This window comes from Bacillus altaicus (assembly GCF_042136375.2).
Lineage (GTDB): Bacteria > Bacillota > Bacilli > Bacillales > Bacillaceae_G > Bacillus_A > Bacillus_A cereus_U.
The window spans coordinates 727,890-745,244 of the sequence record NZ_CM143394.1 but is presented as its reverse complement, the minus strand read 5'-3'; the positions used below and the strand labels follow the sequence as shown (position 1 = coordinate 745,244).

Genomic DNA, 17,355 nt, shown 5'->3' with positions numbered 1-17,355 from the left:
TTGCTTCTTCTCAGCTACCGAAGCTCTCTGGAAAGAATGGTTCCATTCTACTTTTCCTTTTCAACGCTTTTATGTATAAAACGTATTTTACGACTTAACAACAGAAAAATCAAACTTTAATTCAAAAAAGAACAGGAAATTCTACTCACCCACCGAATAACTATACGTTCACAAAAGGAGTGATAAGATTGAATCAAAAGCAACTAAGTACTATTAATGAAAGAAGCTGGAATGCAGCTGCCTATGAAGCTTGGACGAATCGTCACGGCACACCGACAGAATATGCAAAAAAACTCATGCAAGATCCTGTTCATGAAGTATCTTATTATTTACCCTACATACAATCGCCAAAAGGAAAGCGTATTATTAATTTACTCGGATCAAAAGGAAATAAAGCAGTTGCTCTTGCTCTTTTAGGAGCCGATGTAACAGTTGTAGACATTTCAGCAAGTAATGCGAAATATGCGAATGAACTAGCAGAAGCTGCTGGAGTCTCTATTCAATATATCATTTCCGATGTACTAGATTTAAATCTATCCCAATCATTTGATATCGTGTTACTGGAACTTGGCGTGCTCCATTACTTTTTAGACTTAAAGCCACTCTTTCATATAATCTCTCACTTACTAAAACAAGATGGGACATTTATACTGCGTGACTATCATCCCGTTTATACAAAATTATTAGGAGTAGATCATCCATCATTTCGAGCAAATGGAAATTATTTCGATGAGGAACTTATTGAAGATGACGTAGCTTATAGTACTCTCCTTACGGAATCACAGAAATACGCTTTACCGAGAACAAAAATTAGGCGCTGGACACTAGGAGAAGTAATTACAGCAATGGCAGAAACAAATTTCAAGGTTGAAAAATTGATTGAAGAACACGGATCTCATCAAAAGTGGGTCTTCCCTTCTACTGCACCCGAAGGAATTGAAGAGCGTATACCCGCTCTATATACATTAATTGCGACAACATGCAAAAAAGGATCCCTTCACGGATAGGATCCTTTTTTGCATGCTTACGCATATAAGTTGAGGTTGGAGATTACCATAATTCTGTAGAATAGGACACAAGATATTTCAACATTCGTCTCTGACTTACGTCGTCAAAAAGGGGTATGACCAACATAACGAAGAGTAATGTTCAGTTGATAGTGATAATCGTTATCAACTAATTAGAAGTATACAGGATGTCATTTCAAATTACAATAGCCTTTCTGGTTTTTATTTATGAATTTTTTGATATACAAATGTATACATTTTAAGAACATTTACTCATATCAATTTGCCTCCTTCCATTATCTGCTATAATTTTCACTGAACAGATTAATAACTTCATAATAATGTTTTTATTAATTTTGTTTCAATATTTATAAAACATAATAAACAGTTTTTTAAAAAAAAAAGGGAGGGGTAACGATGAAATATATTAGTATTCGAAAAAAACTTCTGTTCACACTCTTAAGCATTTCTTCTTTATTTAGCATTGCTCTTATTGTTATTCTTTCGTTCGCCATGAGCCAAGCAAGTGAAATCGAAACATTAAAAAATGATGTATCAAAAAGAGCAACCATTTTAAAAGAACGCGGTGATTGGTTCCAAGCACAAGTTGCTGGCTTACAAGAATATTTACTATCGCACGATCAAAAAGGATTAGATAAATTCAACCGGGAAGGAAAGAAATTAGCTGATACAAGAGAAAAAGTAACGAGTGATAAAAAACTCCCTGAAGGAATGAAAGAGGCCATTTTAATGGGCGCGAAATGGCGAAGCGTCATAGACAATGAGGTTCTCCCCCTTGCAAGTGAAGGGAAATGGGACGAAGCATCCAAAATCGCTTTAGCTCAAACAGATTACGTAAATGACCTTTTAAGTCGATTTACTAAATATACAAATGAAGAGAATGAAAAGCGTGATACATTAATTGCTGAAGTTCAATCTTCTTCATCTCTTATCCAATATATTATTTTCTTCTCACTCATTACATGCACACTAACTTCTATTTTATTAGCATGGTGGTTCTCTGGTAAACTCGTTAAACCTATTCGACAAATTGATGCGAAATTAAAAGAATTAGCTTCTCAAGATGGTGATTTGACTGCTAGATTGAATGTAACTAGTAAAGATGAAATCGGTGATATTGCACATTCCTTTAATCAAATGCTCGCTAACTTACAACGTATAATAAAGCAAGTTCAACAAACATCAACAAGTGTAAAAGAAGCTTCAGAAAATATGTTTATCGAAACAACTGCGTCTATGGACACTACCGCACAAATCCAAGAGACTATGAATGCTCTTGATCATAATATTCGTTCACAAGTGTCTAGCATCGAAGAAAGCTCAACGGCAATGGATGATATGGCAACAAGTGTTCAGCGCATTGCAGAATCTGCCTCTTCTGTTGCTAGCTTAGCTGTTACAACTTCAGAAAAAGCAGATGATGGTAGTAAAGTAATTGAAAAATCTATTACACAGATGAATACAATCAATGACGCTGTTAACGCTACATCGCAAGTGGTAGAGCGACTCATTACACATACAAACCATATTGATACTGCTCTTCAATCCATTTCTAACGTTGCAGAACAAACGAATCTACTTGCTTTAAACGCTTCTATTGAAGCCGCCCGCGCTGGTGAACATGGTAAAGGATTCGCTGTTGTCGCTGATGAAGTTCGTAAACTTGCGGAACAATCTAAACTAGCCGCAACCGAGATTAACCATTTACTTCATCAAATTCAAGAGGATACAAAAATAGCTAATGAAATGATGACACAAGGTCAATCAGAAGCTTCACAAGGAATCACAGTCATTCGTACGGCTGGCTCTTCATTCTCAGCAATTGTTAACCACATTAATAAAGTCTCTACACAGATGCAAGAAATGTCTGCAACTGCTGAAGAAATGGCCGCAAGTTCTGAGGAAATGAATGCAGCTTTAAATAATATCGCTTCTATTTCAAACGAAGTTGCCGCTGAAACATCACAGACAGCACATTCAGCTGGTGGCCAAGTAGATGTAATGAAAGACATTGCTACAAAGTCATCAGAAATGAAAACTGCAGTACAAGAACTTGAAGTTCTCGTTTCTCATTTCAAAACAAATACATAAAGTGAAACTTTAATCAGTGGGGAGTTTTACTGCCCGCAAATAGCGGGCTAAAAGTAAAAAAGAGGAATTTCTTTTTTTAGCCCCTCTTTTTTACTTTTAAATATATCTTTCTCTCTCCCACTCTGTCTGCTATAATTCCTAAAGGAAAGAAGAAAGCTTTATTCCAGATGGAGTAAAGCTTTCTTTCAATTTTTAACATTAATTAATTCTAATACTAAGATTTCACAAAGGAGGCTTTTTATCATATGAATTTTGTAAGTATCAGAAAAAAACTTATGTTCATGATGGGAACGATTTGTGCTTTATTCGGGATTGCTTTAGCTTTTATTTTATTTTTTGCTATTGACCAATCTCGTAAAGCTGAAGCATTACAAAAAGAAATTTCTCCTCTTGCAACAGAATTGAAAGAGCGTGGAGATGCTTATCAAGTACAGCTCTCTGCTTTAAGAGGTTATTTACTACAACATGATCAGGCCGAATTAGACAAATTTCACGAAATGAGTAAACGTCTTGAGGATTCAAAAGATAAGCTTCTTTCTAATCCTAATATTTCTCAGCCAGTAAAAGATACAATGCAATTAGGCTCTACATGGAGACAATTTATTGATGATAAAGTTGTTACTCTTGCGAAAGAACAAAAATGGGAAGAAGCATTACAGGTTGCTTCTAAAGAAAATGGTACGGTTTATAAAGTTATTGGTGATTTTACAAACTATAGTAACGAACAAGCTAAGTTACGTGAACAATCCATTGAAAAAATTGATCAATCTTCACTGCTAATTGAATACGTTGTATTCTTATCACTTGTTATATGTATTGTCGTTGCAATTATTCTTGCGTGGTGGTTCTCTGGTAAACTTGTAAAACCAATTCAGCAAATTGATACTAAACTAAAAGAGTTGTCTTCTCAAGAGGGTGACCTAACAGCTCGCCTACAAGTAAATAGCAATGATGAAATCGGCGCAATTGCAACATCATTTAATAAAATGTTAGAAAACCTACAGCACATCATTAATCGTGTTCAAAAAACTTCTGTGGAAGTACAAAATGCTTCTGAAAATATGTTAGAAAAAACTAACACGTCACGTGATGCGACAATAAAGGTTCAAAGCTCGATGTCCAATTTAAATGCAAGCATTCAATCGCAAACTTCTAGTATGGAAGAAAGCTCGACTGCAATGGATGATATGGCAATAAGTGTTCAGCGTATTGCAGAATCAGCTTCGTCTGTAGCTGAACTCGCTGTAGCTACATATGAACATGCTAACGACGGAAGTACTGTAATCCAAAAATCCATTTCACAAATGACAACGATACACGAAGCTGTGAATGCTACATCCGAAGTAGTCGAACGTCTAATCACTCATACAAAATATATTGATACAGCTGTACAATCTATTTCTAATATTGCTGAACAAACAAATCTACTTGCTTTAAATGCTTCTATTGAAGCTGCTCGTGCCGGTGAACAAGGAAAAGGATTTGCTGTTGTAGCTGATGAAGTTCGTAAACTTGCTGAACAATCAAAAACAGCTGCAACAGATATTAACCAATTGCTGCACCAAATTCAAAATGATACTGAAACTGCTAGCTCTATGATGTCTCAAGGGCGTTCTGAAGCATTTGAAGGTATTAACGTCATTCGTGAAGCAGGCTCTTCCTTCACAACAATTGTTGGACAAGTGAATAAGGTGTCTACCCAAATTCAAGACATATCAGCAACTGCTGAAGAAATGGCTGCAAGTGCTGAAGAAATGAATGCTTCACTCAATAGCATCACTTCAATTTCTAATGAAGTTTCAAGTGAGACTGCCGTTACAGCACAATCCGCTGCACAGAAAGTTATTGTTATGAATGAAATGACCCTAACTGCAAAACAAATGAAACAAACGGTTGAAGAATTAGATGAACTCGTATCTCATTTTAAAACTGAATAGCTTTTTTAAAATATTCCTCTTCCAAGAGGAATATTTTTTTGAGCTCATTTCCTGCACATTATACATATATCCATTATAATGAGAATCGATATCATTAATATGTAGGGGGTGCTACACATGTCACAACAAGCATTTGAAGAAAAGTTATATGCGAACTTAGAAGCTGTTATCGACCCTGAATTAGGTGTTGATATTATTAATCTTGGATTAGTTTATGACGTTACAGCAGATGACAATAATAATGCTGTCATTACAATGACAATGACTTCTATCGGTTGTCCAATGGCTGGCCAAATCGTATCCGACGTTAAAAAAGTATTATCAACGAACGTACCTGAAGTAAATGAAATAGAAGTAAATGTTGTATGGAATCCACCGTGGACGAAAGAACGTATGTCACGCATGGCAAAAATCGCATTAGGTATTCGTGACTAAATAAGGAAAAGACCTGACAATCCAGTCAGGTCTTTTTTCTCTTATTATTTTACTCCTACAGCGTCATAAGCTTTCGTTACAGCTTGTACCTCTTTAGAGTTTTTACCGAATAAATCTTCTGCTGATTGAAGTGCAGCTTGGCGCATCATTTTAAAGTCAGAGTTTGCAGTTAAATATTTAGTAAGAGCACGGTAGTAGATTTTTTCTGTCGCTTCACGTCCTACTCCTTTTACTTTCACGCCGTAATGGTCTCCACCTTCAGATACTAAATACGCTGCCTTATTGTTAATACTACTGTTAATATGAACGCCGCCATTATCAGCTGTACCAGTATAGCGTTTATTGTAATGATCTGGGTAACCTTCACCAGGTTTTAATGGATTCGGAATAGATGCTGGATCTTTCAGAGATCGAAGTGCATCTCCAGGTTTACCAGGTGTATAAATATCAGCACCTAAATCCCAGCTCTTCTTCTCAACCATGACACCCATGATATCAGATAACGATTCATTTAACGCTCCTGATTCATTTTTATATACAAGGTTTGCTGTATGTTCAGTTACAGCATGCGTTAATTCGTGGCCAATAACATCTAGCCCTGCTGATAATGGAATAAATGTCTTACCATCTCCATCACCATACATCATTTGCACACCGTTCCACGCTGCGTTATTCCAAGATTCACCTACGTGAACAGCAGAAATAAGTTTTGCACCTTTATCATCGAAAGAGTTACGGTTAAATGTCTTTTTATAATAATCATATACTTTTCCTGCATTCACATGCGCATCAACTGCCGCTTTATCTTCGAAGAACTTAGATTTACTTGCAATTTCTTCTCCTGTATATCCAAGAATTTGTGAGAATAAATTAAACCAGTCTTCGTTCATATTCTCTGCATCAAATGTATGGACACCTTGTCCTCGTGTACCATCAAATAAGTTGAACGCTCCTGTTTTCGTATCTTGAGCAATTTCAAATGATTGTCTAGCGCCTAATACTCCGTAACCAAATCCAGTAATTTGATCTACAGCATTATATTTCTCAATAACATTCCCATTTGTTGCATCTACAAAATAATGCCAATATCCTGGAGCTGGTTTTGAAACCGATGCTTTTACAAGATATGCAAGATAGTATTGGCCATCTTTTTCATACACATATAAATCTTTTTTCACACCATCATAATTCTTTACTTTACCAATTTCTTTCTCAATATTAGCTTTTGCAATCGTTTCCGCTTGTTCCGCACTAATACTTGCAGATGCAGGAATATTTTTATTATCTAAATTTGGAATAACTTGTCCGAAAAATGCTTTTACATTATTCTCTTTATCAAGCGTAACTGTTTGATCTGAACCATACACAGGAATGTTATTATGCTTCTCAACTAACTTCACATGTGTTGTACCAGACTCAGCATCTTTTTCTTCACCAACGATATTGAAATGTTTTTCAATATTTCCTGCTAGTTTAAACATATCCTTTTTACTCTCTAAATATTGAAAGACTGTCTCTTTTTTATCTAGTCCTTCCGGCGCTTTCCATTCTTCACCTATGTAAGCTGGTGTTTTGAACTCTTGGTGATACTGGATTTTTTGCTCTTCTGCTTTCGTCGTAGTTGCTCCAAATGCCCCAAATCCACTTGCGATAACAGTTAATGCTAATGCTGATGAAATTACTTGCTTTTTCAATCTAACACTCCCCATTCCCCTAAAAGTTTTTAACACCTTTATAAATATTCTGAATAATATTCCCAATACCTGCTCTCAAAAATTGAGAAAGTTTTTTCTGATAATTAAACTCATCAAAAAGAGGACATCGAAAAACGATGTCCTCTTTCCTATAACTTTTCATTCCGCTATTTATATGCTGGAAAGCCACCACTGATTAAAGCTTCACTTTATTGCATTTTCATTTCAATTGCTAAATAGTGAGATTTTTCTTTCGCTTGAATGCGAATATCTTCTTCTACAGCCTCCGCTGCATCACGCATTACAAGTGTTTCACCGTTTACAACGCTGCTACCTTCAATTTGTACAAGGTACAATTGACGTCCTTCTTTAACAGGAAAATGAATTTCTTTACCAGCTTCTAATGATAAAGAATATAAATTTGCATCTTGGTGAATATGAATTGGTGCATCTCCATCAGAAGGAGATACCATATGGAACCACTCATTTTCACGTTTACTCCAATCAAATTTAAACTCACCATAGTTCGGTTTATGACCATTGCGGTCTGGTAAAATCCAAATTTGCAATAGACGTAATGTTTCACTTCCCAAGTTATGCTCACTGTGAAATACACCAGTACCTGCACTCATATATTGAACATGCCCACGCTCAATTGTCCCGCGGTTCCCCATACTATCTTCATGTGTTAATTCACCATCTATAACGTAAGAGATAATCTCCATATCACGATGCGGATGCATATCAAAACCCGTTTGTGCCGCTATTAAATCATCATTCATAACACGTACTGCCCCAAAATTCATGTTGTTTGGATTATAATAATTTGCAAAAGAAAAATGAAAATGTGTATTTAACCAACCGTGATTTGCTCTTCCCATATTTTTATGATCAACTTTTCTAAACATACCCTTCACCTCATATTATCTCGAAATCGAGATATTTATTTTTAATTTTATTACTGCAACTTCTTCAGTAATTCTAATAATTGTTTTTGTTCTTCTCTATTTAACTTATCAAATTGCTCTTTTTGGAATGTTTCTTGCGGCGGGACTATTTCTTCATATAGAACCTTTCCCTTTTCTGTTAATGAAATATATTTCGTCGTACCTTCTTGTTCACGCTGAATCCAATCTAGTTGCTCCATCTTATTTAAAAGTTGAGTAACATTTCCTTTCGTAACAAACAACTTATTTCCAAGTTCTTGCTGCGTTAAACGATCGTGTCCTCCAATTTGAACTAATACATCAAACTGAGCGGCAGATACATTCCACTTTTTCAAATGCTGATTCGTCTCACGAATACTTCTATTATAAAAGCGTGATAAACGAAACCATAATAGTAATCCAAGTCTTTCCTCTGCTTTCATTCCATCACCTCGCTCATTTGATACTATTAGTTTAGAACTAAACTTAATAAAGGTCAACTACTTATTTTTAATTAGCAACAAATAAAAGCACAGTGATTTTTCTCCACTATGCTTCAGATTAAATTTCTATTTTTGTATTCATCTAGCTTCCTCTCCGCGAAATGCCTCGCATCTTTCTCAATCCATCTTTCTTCGTATAGTTCATTTCCAACATATAGTACATCGTCCTTATGCTGCATCGCATGCCTGAATTCATGCAATAGCGTTTTGAGCACTTGCTCATACTCTTCCCACATACAAACGAAAATTAATTGTTTTTCTTTATGATAAAAACCACCTACCGGGAATAAAAACTCCTCTTCTTCTTCTCCTAATGATAAAAGTACATGATTCGCATCACACGTATCACAAAAAATAACTGGCGTTGCACTTACTTCAATAAGAGAAAACAAATCATTTCTTAACTTTTTGACATCCCAAGGAAGCTCCGAATCCAACACATACCAATTCTCAACTTGTTGATATACATTTTGAAACTGGAGTTCCATTTCTCTATAATCCCCTTTCCAAACTCCCTTTTCCTATATGTATGCCACAATATGGAAAATATTAAACATACTCTTTCACCCTTTAAAAAATGACAATAAAAAAGAATCTATGTCAGCATAGATTCTTTTTCCGTAATCACTTTTTTTTCATCATTTTTTTTAATATAAAATAACCAATTGCACAAACAATAGCAGCAAGCGCAAAATATTTCACATATGGCCCAGCTACTTTATTAATACTTTCCCACTCTGATCCTAATTTAAAGCCTAAATATACAAATACAATTGACCATGGAATAACCGCTAATGTAGTTAGCGTAATAAACTTAGCATGTGACATTTTCGCAATCCCTGCTGGTATCGAAATAGCATGACGCACAACGGGAATAAAACGTGCGGTAAAGATAACACCAGTTCCATAACGATTAAACCACGCTTCCGCATAATCAATATGTTTCTTCTGAATCAAAATATATTTTCCATATCGCTCAAGAACAGGTCTTCCTCCATATCGACCGATCCAATAAATAAATAGCTGTGCGATTACACCGCCAATCGTACCGAACGCAACAGCACCCCAAAATGTAATGCTCCCTGCTGATACTAAATAGCCTGCATAAGACAATACGATTTCACTTGGAATAACCTCTAACATCAATCCAAGCATAATTCCCCAATAACCAAGTCCTTCTAGAAAAACTAAAACTGAATGAATCAACTCTCCTAACATCATTTACCTCTCTTTACTGTTTTCATTGCAAAAAATAAAAGTACAAGCAATAAATATCTTGTACTTTTATTTTTTAAAATTTAGTTTGCCTTCGTATCCCACTTAAAGATTTTATTTAAAAATTTATATACATTCTTTGACTCTTTCGTTAGAAGCGGACCTAAAATGGAAAGTATAAGCACATATAGTGCTGAGAATGGTTTCAATACCGACATTAAACCACCCGCGATACCGATATTAGCCATAATGATTGAGAATTCTCCCCTTGAAACGATTGTTAATCCAATATTTGTTGATGCTTTATGAGATAATCCAGCTTGTCGTCCTGCAATCATCCCTGCTACAAAGTTTCCGATTATCGTCAGAAGTACAGCACCTAACGTTAACCATATTGCTCCGCCCAATGAGAACGGATCTATACTTAATCCGAAACTGAAGAAGAATATAGCTCCGAAAAAGTCTCTAAATGGAACAACAAGATGCTCAATTCGATCACTATGCTCTGTCTCAGAGAAAACTAACCCTAAAAGAAGTGCCCCGATTGCTTCTGCAACGTGAATTGTTTCTGAAAAACCTGCAATAAAGAATAGCGAAGCAAATACTACAATAATAAAGATTTCATCTGAACTAATATTGAGCAATTTATTTAATAACGGCGTAGCCTTTCTAGCTACTACGAAGAATAGAAGCATATATCCTAAAGCAATTCCAATTGAAGTGAGAGCACCTAAGAACGAAGCGTGATCCCCAAGGACTAAGCCAGAAACTACTGATAAATATACAGCAAGGAATATATCTTCAAACATAATAATCCCTAAAATTAATTCGGTCTCATTATTACCAGTTCTTCTTAAATCAACTAACACTTTTGCAACGATAGCACTAGAAGAAATCGTAATAATACCCGCAATAATTAAAATTTCGAGTAACGGGAATCCCATTATAAATCCGTATAATAATCCTAGTGAAAAGTTAATCAAAATATAGATTGTTCCGCCAATCGCGATAGAACGTCCAGATTTAATTAGTTTTTTCATCGAAAACTCTAATCCTAGATAGAAAAGAAGGAACAGAACGCCAATCCTTCCAAGGAAGGATATCACACTTGCACTTTCAATAAATTTGAGATCGATAACACCTATTGTCGGCGCGTGCGGCCCTACTAACATGCCAAGAACGATTAGAAAAGGAATTACTGAGAATTTAAACTTCCCAGCAATTACCGCCGCAATTGCTACTAAAACTAAAGCTGTACCAACTTCAAAAATTAAAGTATCCATCTAGTCAGTCCCCCTATTCGAAAGTAATTCATTGATAATCTTTTTAATTTCTTCTCTCTCACCGGAAACTACAAGCATATCTCCCTCTTCAATCACCGTGTCTGGTCCTGGATTAAATAGCTTTTTCATATTCTTTTTCATAACTGCAATTATCGTTACGCTATATGTTTTTCTTATTTCAAGATCACCAATTGTTTTTCCAATTGCTGGCGCTGCATTCTCCACTTTGAACCACTCAATCGCTAAACCTTCAAAGACCATCTCAACATTTTCTAATGCCCGAGGTTTATATACCATCCCGCCTAATATTGCTGCAATTTGTCTTGCCTCTGAGTCACGCAATGAAATACTTGAGATGCTTTCTTCATGGTCTGTATCAAAATGATACATTTCTCTACGCCCATCATCATGAATGACAATCACCATTTTTTCGTTACCTTTCGTAACGATTTGAAACTTATAACCAATACCTGGAAGTTCACTTTCTCTTATATTCATATTAGTTCCTCCTCAACAATAAATAATTTTTTGTTTGAATTTTCTATTTTTCTGTCTTTTCTTCAACCAACTAATTTTAGAAATTCTAACCAGTCAGGATATCTGTGATTTGGAAATCTTTTATTGTAATAATAAGTGGCTCCTAAAAAGATACTTAAAGATGTAATGATGAAAAATAAATTACTTCTCATTTTCAAACTCTTAAGACTTACTTTCAATAAAGATTCTTCTTTCAAATTATCCCCTCTTTTTCGTTTTAAATTTAGTTTTTTAAAATGTAAATAATTCTAAAAATATTACGATGTAACTTAATCATAACATAAAGTACATTTAAGTAACATATTTTTTTAGAAAATTTGATTCTGGTATATTTTTTGCATATAATTTTCTTATTATGAAAAAAGGAAGTGTATTATATGGTTGATATCTTTAGCAGATTCCTTGAAGTAACGAATAATATTTTGTGGTCATATATTCTTATTGCAATGCTAATCGGCTTCGGTCTTTATTTCTCTTTTAAATTAAAATTTGTCCAAATTACTCATTTCGGTGAAATGGTCAGTTTAATTAGTAAAGGGTTCAATCGAAAAGAAAAGAAAAAAGATAGCGTCTCTCCATTTCAAGCATTTTGCTTAAGTGCAGCTGCACGTATTGGTATCGGGAACTTAGCTGGTGTAGCACTAGCAATTTCAATGGGCGGACCTGGCGCAATATTTTGGATGTGGTTTATCGCTATTCTTGGGGCAGCTACTAGTTTTGTAGAATGTACGCTCGCGCAAATTTATAAAGTAAAAGATGGAAGCAGATTCCGTGGTGGACCAGCATATTATATGGAAAAAGGCTTAAACAAGCGCTGGATGGGCATTTGGTTTTCACTTCTCATTACAGTTGCGTACGGATTAATTTTCAATTCAGTACAAGCAAATACAGTAACAATAGCATTTGAAAATGCTTTTGGACTAGAACGAACTATCGTAGGAGCTGTATTAGCTTTATTAGTTGCTGTTATTATTTTTGGTGGTATTAAAAGCATTTCACGTATTACAGAATTGATTGTTCCTCCAATGGCAATTGTTTATATTGGTGTGGCTATTTTCGTCGTTATTAACAACCTCAATATGTTACCAAGCATTTTCATGGAAATATTTAACGGTGCATTCGGTTTAGATCAAGCCATCGCTGGTGGTATTGGAGCAGCAATCAAGTTCGGAATTCAGCGCGGTTTATTCGCAACAGAAGCTGGTATGGGTAGCTCTCCTAACGCAGCTGCAACATCAGATGTATCTCACCCTGTAAAACAAGGACTTGTTCAAGCATTAGGTGTTTTCGTAGATACATTCTTAGTATGTACATCAACAGCGTTTATCGTATTATGTTCTGGGCTTTACAAAGGATCAAATTTAGAAGGTATTGAATTAACACAACAAGCATTAAGTTCACAAATTGGACCGTGGGCAAGCACTTTCTTAGCGGTTATTATTTTCCTATTTGCTTTCAGTTCCTTACTAGGAAACTACTATTATGGTGAAACAAATATCGCATTCATTAAAGAAAGTAAAACATGGTTAATGATTTATCGCGTTGCAGTTGTCGGAATGGTTTTCTTCGGATCAATCGCTGCCCTTCAAACAGTTTGGAGCTTAGCTGATTTCTTTATGGGACTAATGGTATTCACAAACTTAATTGCCATCTCATTCCTTAGCAAATTTGCCTATGCAGCATTAGTAGACTATATTAAACAAAAGAAACAAGGAAAAGATCCTGTCTTCGTTGCAAGTTCTATCCCTGGCTTAAAAAATACAGAGTGTTGGGATGGGCAAGATTTAGAAGAGAAGAAACAAGTTGGATAACAACTAAAAGCGGAAGAGGCTCGCAGGAAAAAGCGAAGCCACCGAATATTCTAGCCGCTGGAGCTATATAATAAAAAATCCCTATTACTTCATAGTAATAGGGATTTTTTATTTACAACAGTTCATAATTTGTTCAAATTAATTCCAGCAAAAGGGTTGATTTATACAAATTACTAGATTATAATAATTATAAATTAGTAATTCATATAAAATAATAACTCAAGAGGAGATTGATCATAATGAATACACAAGTAATCGAAGCATTAAACAAACAAGTAGCAAACTGGAGCGTTTTATTTACAAAACTACACAACTTCCATTGGTACGTAAAAGGACCTCAATTCTTCACACTACATGAAAAATTTGAAGAGCTTTACACAGAATCAGCTACTCACATCGATGAAATCGCAGAACGCATTTTAGCAATTGGCGGCAAACCAGTAGCAACAATGAAAGAATACTTAGAACTATCTTCTATTCAAGAAGCAGCTTACGGAGAAACTGCAGAAGGGATGGTCGAAGCAATCATGAAAGACTACGAAATGATGCTAACTGAACTGAAAAAAGGCATGGTAATCGCTCAAGAATCTGACGACGAAATGACATCTGACCTACTACTAGGCATCTACACAGAACTAGAAAAACACGCTTGGATGCTACGCGCATTCTTGAATCAATAATATATTTAAAAGCGGAAGTGGCTCGTTCAGAACAGGAGGGTGTTGGAACTCCTGATTCCGAGGCGCTCTTTGCCTCGAATGAAGGGGTGAAACAACCGACTGTTCTAGCCGCTGGAGCTGGATACTACTTTAAAGCGGAAGCGGCTCGTTCAGAGTCGCTTTTTTTTATGTAGTGGTCGCGCTTGGTGGCACATAAAATTATATCAACGATTTTTCAAATATATCGATTATAACTCGCAATATATCAACGATTTTTCCATTATATCGACGATTCGACAAAGGATATCGACTTACCGACAAAACACGACAATAATAGCACCCCTCTCCTCTACTTTTATCAATATATTACAATCTCTTTTATGTTAAAATATAGGAAACACCCTTTAGTAATTAGATCCAAAAAGCTTGTCCAAGTTCATCATTTACTACTTAAATGACGGGAGTGGTTCAGTTGAAAGACTACTTAATTAGAGCATTTTTTGCATTAATAACAGTTGGGATTCTCTTACTCATAGCTAATATTTTCAATATACGTGTCGAGGTTAAAGACTATGCTTTCCTCGTTGTTGTAGCAATTGGTGGCGGCTGGGGTGGCTGGTACCTGTATAAGAAACAAAATAAAAATAACAATAAAGGCATTCCGAAATAATATGGAATGCCTTTATTCTATATTACATAATTAAGCTTAAACCACTAATAAAAGCAGTCCCAAAAAAACATCATAAAAACCCATATTCTATGGTAAATAAAAAGAATTCATTTTGAATATAGAAATAGTCCAAAATCTTGCATAACAGAGGTATGACCCATTTGTCGCAACATTGTGGCTATATTCCCACGGTGATATGCTCCGTGGGTGACGACGTGTAGTATTGTTTCAGAAACCGTCGTATCCAGGTGCCCAGCATATGGATTATCAACCTCAAACACTTTTTCATAATCTTGTTGACTACTTAAAAGTTCTTTATATCGTTTAGATAATTCATAAAAACTAGCTTCCATTTCCTCAATATTTTTTGTTTCCAGCTGTTCTTTCAATTGGTCTGTGTGTACCATTGCATCACTCATGCTTTTACCAGAAATAATCTCAAGCCAGGCTAAATCTGTGAGGTATATGTGAGACATTACTTTTGCCACCGAAGAAAAACCACTCTTAACTTCCTTATGGAAAATGTCTTGCGGTAGTTCTTTTAAGCGATTTAAAATAACTTCATTTGCCCATAAGTGGTAGTTATACATTTTTAATACAGAACGACCCATGCTCATTTCTCCTCCAATTTTCATTTTAATGATTAGATTATGATACATAGCTGATTAAAAATCCCCAAAAGATTACATCTATAAAATTTATTCTGATTTCGATTAAAAAAACCTCTATTACCTTCATAAAAAATATTCGCTAGCTTCCACAACCTGACCCTTTAACGGAACAATTCTATGTCACTCAATAATTCGTTACTCACCTTTTATTCAGATGTTCTTTTTTCAAGTCAGTAAAACATACCTCCATCTACTTCCCCTCTTCCAACGATTTCACATCTCAACATTAATATATTTAACCAAATTAAAAACACATGCCTTTTCAAGATAAAGCGACATGTGTTTCCATAAATCCCTATAAAAATGTACTATGATAACTGCTTCCACTTCGTCCCCAAAACAGGACGCTCATAATTTTGTATTTCATGAATTAATTTATCAGCCGTCTCAGCTGAAACGATTAACTCTTTATTCGATGGATTCATAAACCCTTCATCTGCTGCGCGTTCAACCATTTGCAGAATTGGTCCGTAAAAGTCTTTAATGTTTAATAAACCAACTGGCTTATCATGTATACCAATTTGTGACCAACATACAACTTCAAATAATTCCTCAAACGTTCCGTATCCACCTGGTAATGCAATGAAAGCATCCGCAAGTTCTGCCATTTTCGCCTTACGCTCATGCATCGTTTCTACTTCAATTAATTCTGTTAATCCTGTATGAACAATTTCACCACGGAATAAACCACGCGGCATAACACCTGTTACGCGTCCACCTAGGCGAAGAACTTCGTTTGCTACTTCTCCCATTAATCCAACGCATGAACCACCGTATACAAGCTCATAATCGTTCTCAACAAACATTTTCCCTAACGCTATTGCCTGCTCCTTAAATTCTGGTCTCTCCCCTAAATTTGAACCTGCAAACACACAAATCTTTCTCATTCCTACACCCCGAAACTATATATTGTTATGATACAATGAGTATTGTACAACATATTGAAGGGATGAGGAAGAAATGGATATCGTTGCATTTCAAAGATGGGTGGAGGAATTTTACGAAAAACGAAGCTGGTCACAGTATAATTCCTTTATTCGCTTAAATTTCTTAACTGAAGAAGTTGGAGAAGTTTCACGCGTTGTTCGCGCAATTGAAATCGGTCGTGATCGCCCTGATGAACAAACAAAAACACAAGAAGAGCTAAAACAAGAACTAAAAGAAGAACTTGGTGATGTACTATCTAATCTTATTGTTCTTTCACAAAAATATGATTTGGATTTACAAGATATTATGGAAACACACGTCACAAAGCTTTCAAAAAGGTTCGAAACACCTAAATGAGAAGATTATCAATTATGATATAATGTTCTTGTCAAAATAATAAGGGGGATTTTATGTTATCTAAAAAATTGCACGACGCACTAAATGAACAAATGAATTTTGAATTTTACTCTGCCCACGCTTATATGGCAATGGCTGCTTACTGTACAGGGGAAAGCTATGATGGATTCGCTAACTTTTTCCTTGTACAAGCTGAAGAAGAGCGTTTCCACGCAATGAAGCTTTACAACTACATTAATGACCGCGGCGAGCGCGCTATTATTACTGGATTTGATAATCCTAATAATGAATATGAGTCTGTATTGAATGCTTTTGAAGTCGCACTTGAGCACGAGCGTGAAGTAACGAAGCGCATTTATAACTTATCTGATATCGCTTGGGATGAGCGTGAACACGCAACAATTACCTTCTTAAAATGGTTCGTTGACGAGCAAGTAGAAGAAGAAGCTTCATTTGATAGCATCATTCAAAAATTAAAACGTATTACAAGCGATTCAAACGCATTATTTATGCTAGATGCTGAATTAGAAAAACGTACATTTACGCCTCCAGCTGAATAGTATCTTAATCACCTTAATGAATGTATTAAGGTGATTTTTTTATTTTCTCTC

General features: G+C 35.5%; 18 protein-coding genes and 1 other annotated feature (1 of these 19 cut by a window edge). Of the genes, 9 read left to right on the top strand and 9 right to left on the bottom strand.

The features are described 5' to 3' along the window. Positions 1 to 73 (bottom strand) — a binding site (T-box leader) (it extends 200 nt beyond the left edge of the window). 115 nt (positions 74 to 188) lie between these two features. From ACE38F_RS03730 to ACE38F_RS03715, 4 genes are all read left to right on the top strand, one after another. After that, entirely contained in the window at positions 189 to 1,007 is an 819-nt protein-coding gene (locus tag ACE38F_RS03730; RefSeq protein WP_341308049.1) for a class I SAM-dependent methyltransferase, read from the top strand. A 417-nt stretch (positions 1,008 to 1,424) separates the two neighbouring features. Beyond that, a complete protein-coding gene (locus tag ACE38F_RS03725; RefSeq protein WP_375370173.1) occupies positions 1,425 to 3,119 on the top strand; it encodes a methyl-accepting chemotaxis protein in 1,695 nt (564 codons plus the stop codon). Positions 3,120 to 3,364: 245 nt separating this feature from the next. Then, positions 3,365 to 5,056 (top strand): methyl-accepting chemotaxis protein, encoded by a 1,692-nt coding sequence (locus ACE38F_RS03720; RefSeq protein WP_375370174.1) that lies wholly within the window; start codon positions 3,365 to 3,367, stop codon positions 5,054 to 5,056. A 117-nt stretch (positions 5,057 to 5,173) separates the two neighbouring features. Beyond that, the gene (locus tag ACE38F_RS03715; RefSeq protein ID WP_215554654.1) at positions 5,174 to 5,491 is read left to right on the top strand and encodes a metal-sulfur cluster assembly factor; all 318 of its coding nucleotides are present in this window, start codon (positions 5,174 to 5,176) and stop codon (positions 5,489 to 5,491) included. Between the two features lie 44 nt (positions 5,492 to 5,535). Here the strand turns inward: ACE38F_RS03715 and ACE38F_RS03710 are convergent, their stop codons facing one another. The 7 genes from ACE38F_RS03710 to ACE38F_RS03680 all read right to left on the bottom strand — a co-directional run bounded on the left by ACE38F_RS03710 (position 5,536) and on the right by ACE38F_RS03680 (position 11,610). After that, entirely contained in the window at positions 5,536 to 7,185 is a 1,650-nt protein-coding gene (locus ACE38F_RS03710) for a M4 family metallopeptidase (protein WP_375370175.1), read from the bottom strand. 209 nt (positions 7,186 to 7,394) lie between these two features. Continuing rightward, positions 7,395 to 8,093 (bottom strand): pirin family protein, encoded by a 699-nt coding sequence (locus ACE38F_RS03705; RefSeq protein ID WP_375370176.1) that lies wholly within the window; start codon positions 8,091 to 8,093, stop codon positions 7,395 to 7,397. A 50-nt stretch (positions 8,094 to 8,143) separates the two neighbouring features. After that, complete coding sequence (locus ACE38F_RS03700; protein WP_002159955.1) at positions 8,144 to 8,554, bottom strand: MarR family winged helix-turn-helix transcriptional regulator; 411 nt, start codon at positions 8,552 to 8,554, stop codon at positions 8,144 to 8,146. 113 nt (positions 8,555 to 8,667) lie between these two features. Beyond that, positions 8,668 to 9,102 (bottom strand): DUF3920 family protein, encoded by a 435-nt coding sequence (locus ACE38F_RS03695; protein WP_002015986.1) that lies wholly within the window; start codon positions 9,100 to 9,102, stop codon positions 8,668 to 8,670. Positions 9,103 to 9,238: 136 nt separating this feature from the next. After that, positions 9,239 to 9,832 (bottom strand): undecaprenyl phosphate transporter UptA, encoded by a 594-nt coding sequence (gene uptA, locus ACE38F_RS03690; RefSeq protein ID WP_215554657.1) that lies wholly within the window; start codon positions 9,830 to 9,832, stop codon positions 9,239 to 9,241. Positions 9,833 to 9,912: 80 nt separating this feature from the next. After that, entirely contained in the window at positions 9,913 to 11,112 is a 1,200-nt protein-coding gene (locus ACE38F_RS03685; RefSeq protein WP_002159952.1) for a cation:proton antiporter, read from the bottom strand. Next, a complete protein-coding gene (locus ACE38F_RS03680; protein WP_002198915.1) occupies positions 11,113 to 11,610 on the bottom strand; it encodes a cation:proton antiporter regulatory subunit in 498 nt (165 codons plus the stop codon). Between the two features lie 416 nt (positions 11,611 to 12,026). Between ACE38F_RS03680 and ACE38F_RS03675 the strand changes: the two genes are divergently transcribed. The 3 genes from ACE38F_RS03675 (at position 12,027) to ACE38F_RS03665 (ending at position 14,789) form a co-directional block, all read left to right on the top strand. Beyond that, positions 12,027 to 13,460: an alanine/glycine:cation symporter family protein gene (locus tag ACE38F_RS03675; RefSeq protein ID WP_375370177.1), complete on the top strand. Its 1,434-nt coding sequence runs from the start codon at positions 12,027 to 12,029 to the stop codon at positions 13,458 to 13,460. Positions 13,461 to 13,699: 239 nt separating this feature from the next. After that, positions 13,700 to 14,140, top strand: a complete 441-nt coding sequence (locus ACE38F_RS03670) for a Dps family protein (protein ID WP_002034654.1) — start codon at positions 13,700 to 13,702, stop codon at positions 14,138 to 14,140. Between the two features lie 451 nt (positions 14,141 to 14,591). Further along, positions 14,592 to 14,789 (top strand): hypothetical protein, encoded by a 198-nt coding sequence (locus tag ACE38F_RS03665; protein WP_000656311.1) that lies wholly within the window; start codon positions 14,592 to 14,594, stop codon positions 14,787 to 14,789. 107 nt (positions 14,790 to 14,896) lie between these two features. On the opposite strand, the gene ACE38F_RS03660 is transcribed toward ACE38F_RS03665, so the two are convergent. Both ACE38F_RS03660 and ACE38F_RS03655 read right to left on the bottom strand, forming a co-directional pair. Then, positions 14,897 to 15,400, bottom strand: coding sequence for a DinB family protein (locus ACE38F_RS03660; protein ID WP_215554659.1), 504 nt, complete (start codon positions 15,398 to 15,400; stop codon positions 14,897 to 14,899). A gap of 368 nt (positions 15,401 to 15,768) precedes the next feature. Next, entirely contained in the window at positions 15,769 to 16,347 is a 579-nt protein-coding gene (locus ACE38F_RS03655; protein WP_445979250.1) for an LOG family protein, read from the bottom strand. 73 nt (positions 16,348 to 16,420) lie between these two features. Here ACE38F_RS03655 and ACE38F_RS03650 point away from each other — a divergent pair, with 73 nt between their 5' ends. Beyond that, positions 16,421 to 16,744 carry a MazG nucleotide pyrophosphohydrolase domain-containing protein gene (locus ACE38F_RS03650; RefSeq protein ID WP_215554660.1) on the top strand — a complete coding sequence of 108 codons (324 nt, stop codon included), beginning with the start codon at positions 16,421 to 16,423 and terminating at the stop codon, positions 16,742 to 16,744. A gap of 53 nt (positions 16,745 to 16,797) precedes the next feature. Beyond that, complete coding sequence (locus ACE38F_RS03645; RefSeq protein ID WP_078173418.1) at positions 16,798 to 17,304, top strand: ferritin; 507 nt, start codon at positions 16,798 to 16,800, stop codon at positions 17,302 to 17,304. Positions 17,305 to 17,355: the final 51 nt, after the last annotated feature.

Excerpts from the sequence above, each read along its gene's own strand:
- ACE38F_RS03725 (WP_375370173.1), top strand. The coding sequence starts at position 1,425 with ATGAAATATATTAGTATTCGAAAAAAACTTCTGTTCACACTCTTAAGC.
- ACE38F_RS03720 (WP_375370174.1), top strand. The coding sequence starts at position 3,365 with ATGAATTTTGTAAGTATCAGAAAAAAACTTATGTTCATGATGGGAACG.
- ACE38F_RS03715 (WP_215554654.1), top strand. The coding sequence starts at position 5,174 with ATGTCACAACAAGCATTTGAAGAAAAGTTATATGCGAACTTAGAAGCT.
- ACE38F_RS03705 (WP_375370176.1), bottom strand. The coding sequence starts at position 8,093 with ATGTTTAGAAAAGTTGATCATAAAAATATGGGAAGAGCAAATCACGGT.
- ACE38F_RS03700 (WP_002159955.1), bottom strand. The coding sequence starts at position 8,554 with ATGAAAGCAGAGGAAAGACTTGGATTACTATTATGGTTTCGTTTATCA.
- ACE38F_RS03695 (WP_002015986.1), bottom strand. The coding sequence starts at position 9,102 with ATGGAACTCCAGTTTCAAAATGTATATCAACAAGTTGAGAATTGGTAT.
- uptA (WP_215554657.1), bottom strand. The coding sequence starts at position 9,832 with ATGTTAGGAGAGTTGATTCATTCAGTTTTAGTTTTTCTAGAAGGACTT.
- ACE38F_RS03685 (WP_002159952.1), bottom strand. The coding sequence starts at position 11,112 with ATGGATACTTTAATTTTTGAAGTTGGTACAGCTTTAGTTTTAGTAGCA.
- ACE38F_RS03680 (WP_002198915.1), bottom strand. The coding sequence starts at position 11,610 with ATGAATATAAGAGAAAGTGAACTTCCAGGTATTGGTTATAAGTTTCAA.
- ACE38F_RS03675 (WP_375370177.1), top strand. The coding sequence starts at position 12,027 with ATGGTTGATATCTTTAGCAGATTCCTTGAAGTAACGAATAATATTTTG.
- ACE38F_RS03670 (WP_002034654.1), top strand. The coding sequence starts at position 13,700 with ATGAATACACAAGTAATCGAAGCATTAAACAAACAAGTAGCAAACTGG.
- ACE38F_RS03660 (WP_215554659.1), bottom strand. The coding sequence starts at position 15,400 with ATGGGTCGTTCTGTATTAAAAATGTATAACTACCACTTATGGGCAAAT.
- ACE38F_RS03655 (WP_445979250.1), bottom strand. The coding sequence starts at position 16,347 with ATGAGAAAGATTTGTGTGTTTGCAGGTTCAAATTTAGGGGAGAGACCA.
- ACE38F_RS03650 (WP_215554660.1), top strand. The coding sequence starts at position 16,421 with ATGGATATCGTTGCATTTCAAAGATGGGTGGAGGAATTTTACGAAAAA.
- ACE38F_RS03645 (WP_078173418.1), top strand. The coding sequence starts at position 16,798 with ATGTTATCTAAAAAATTGCACGACGCACTAAATGAACAAATGAATTTT.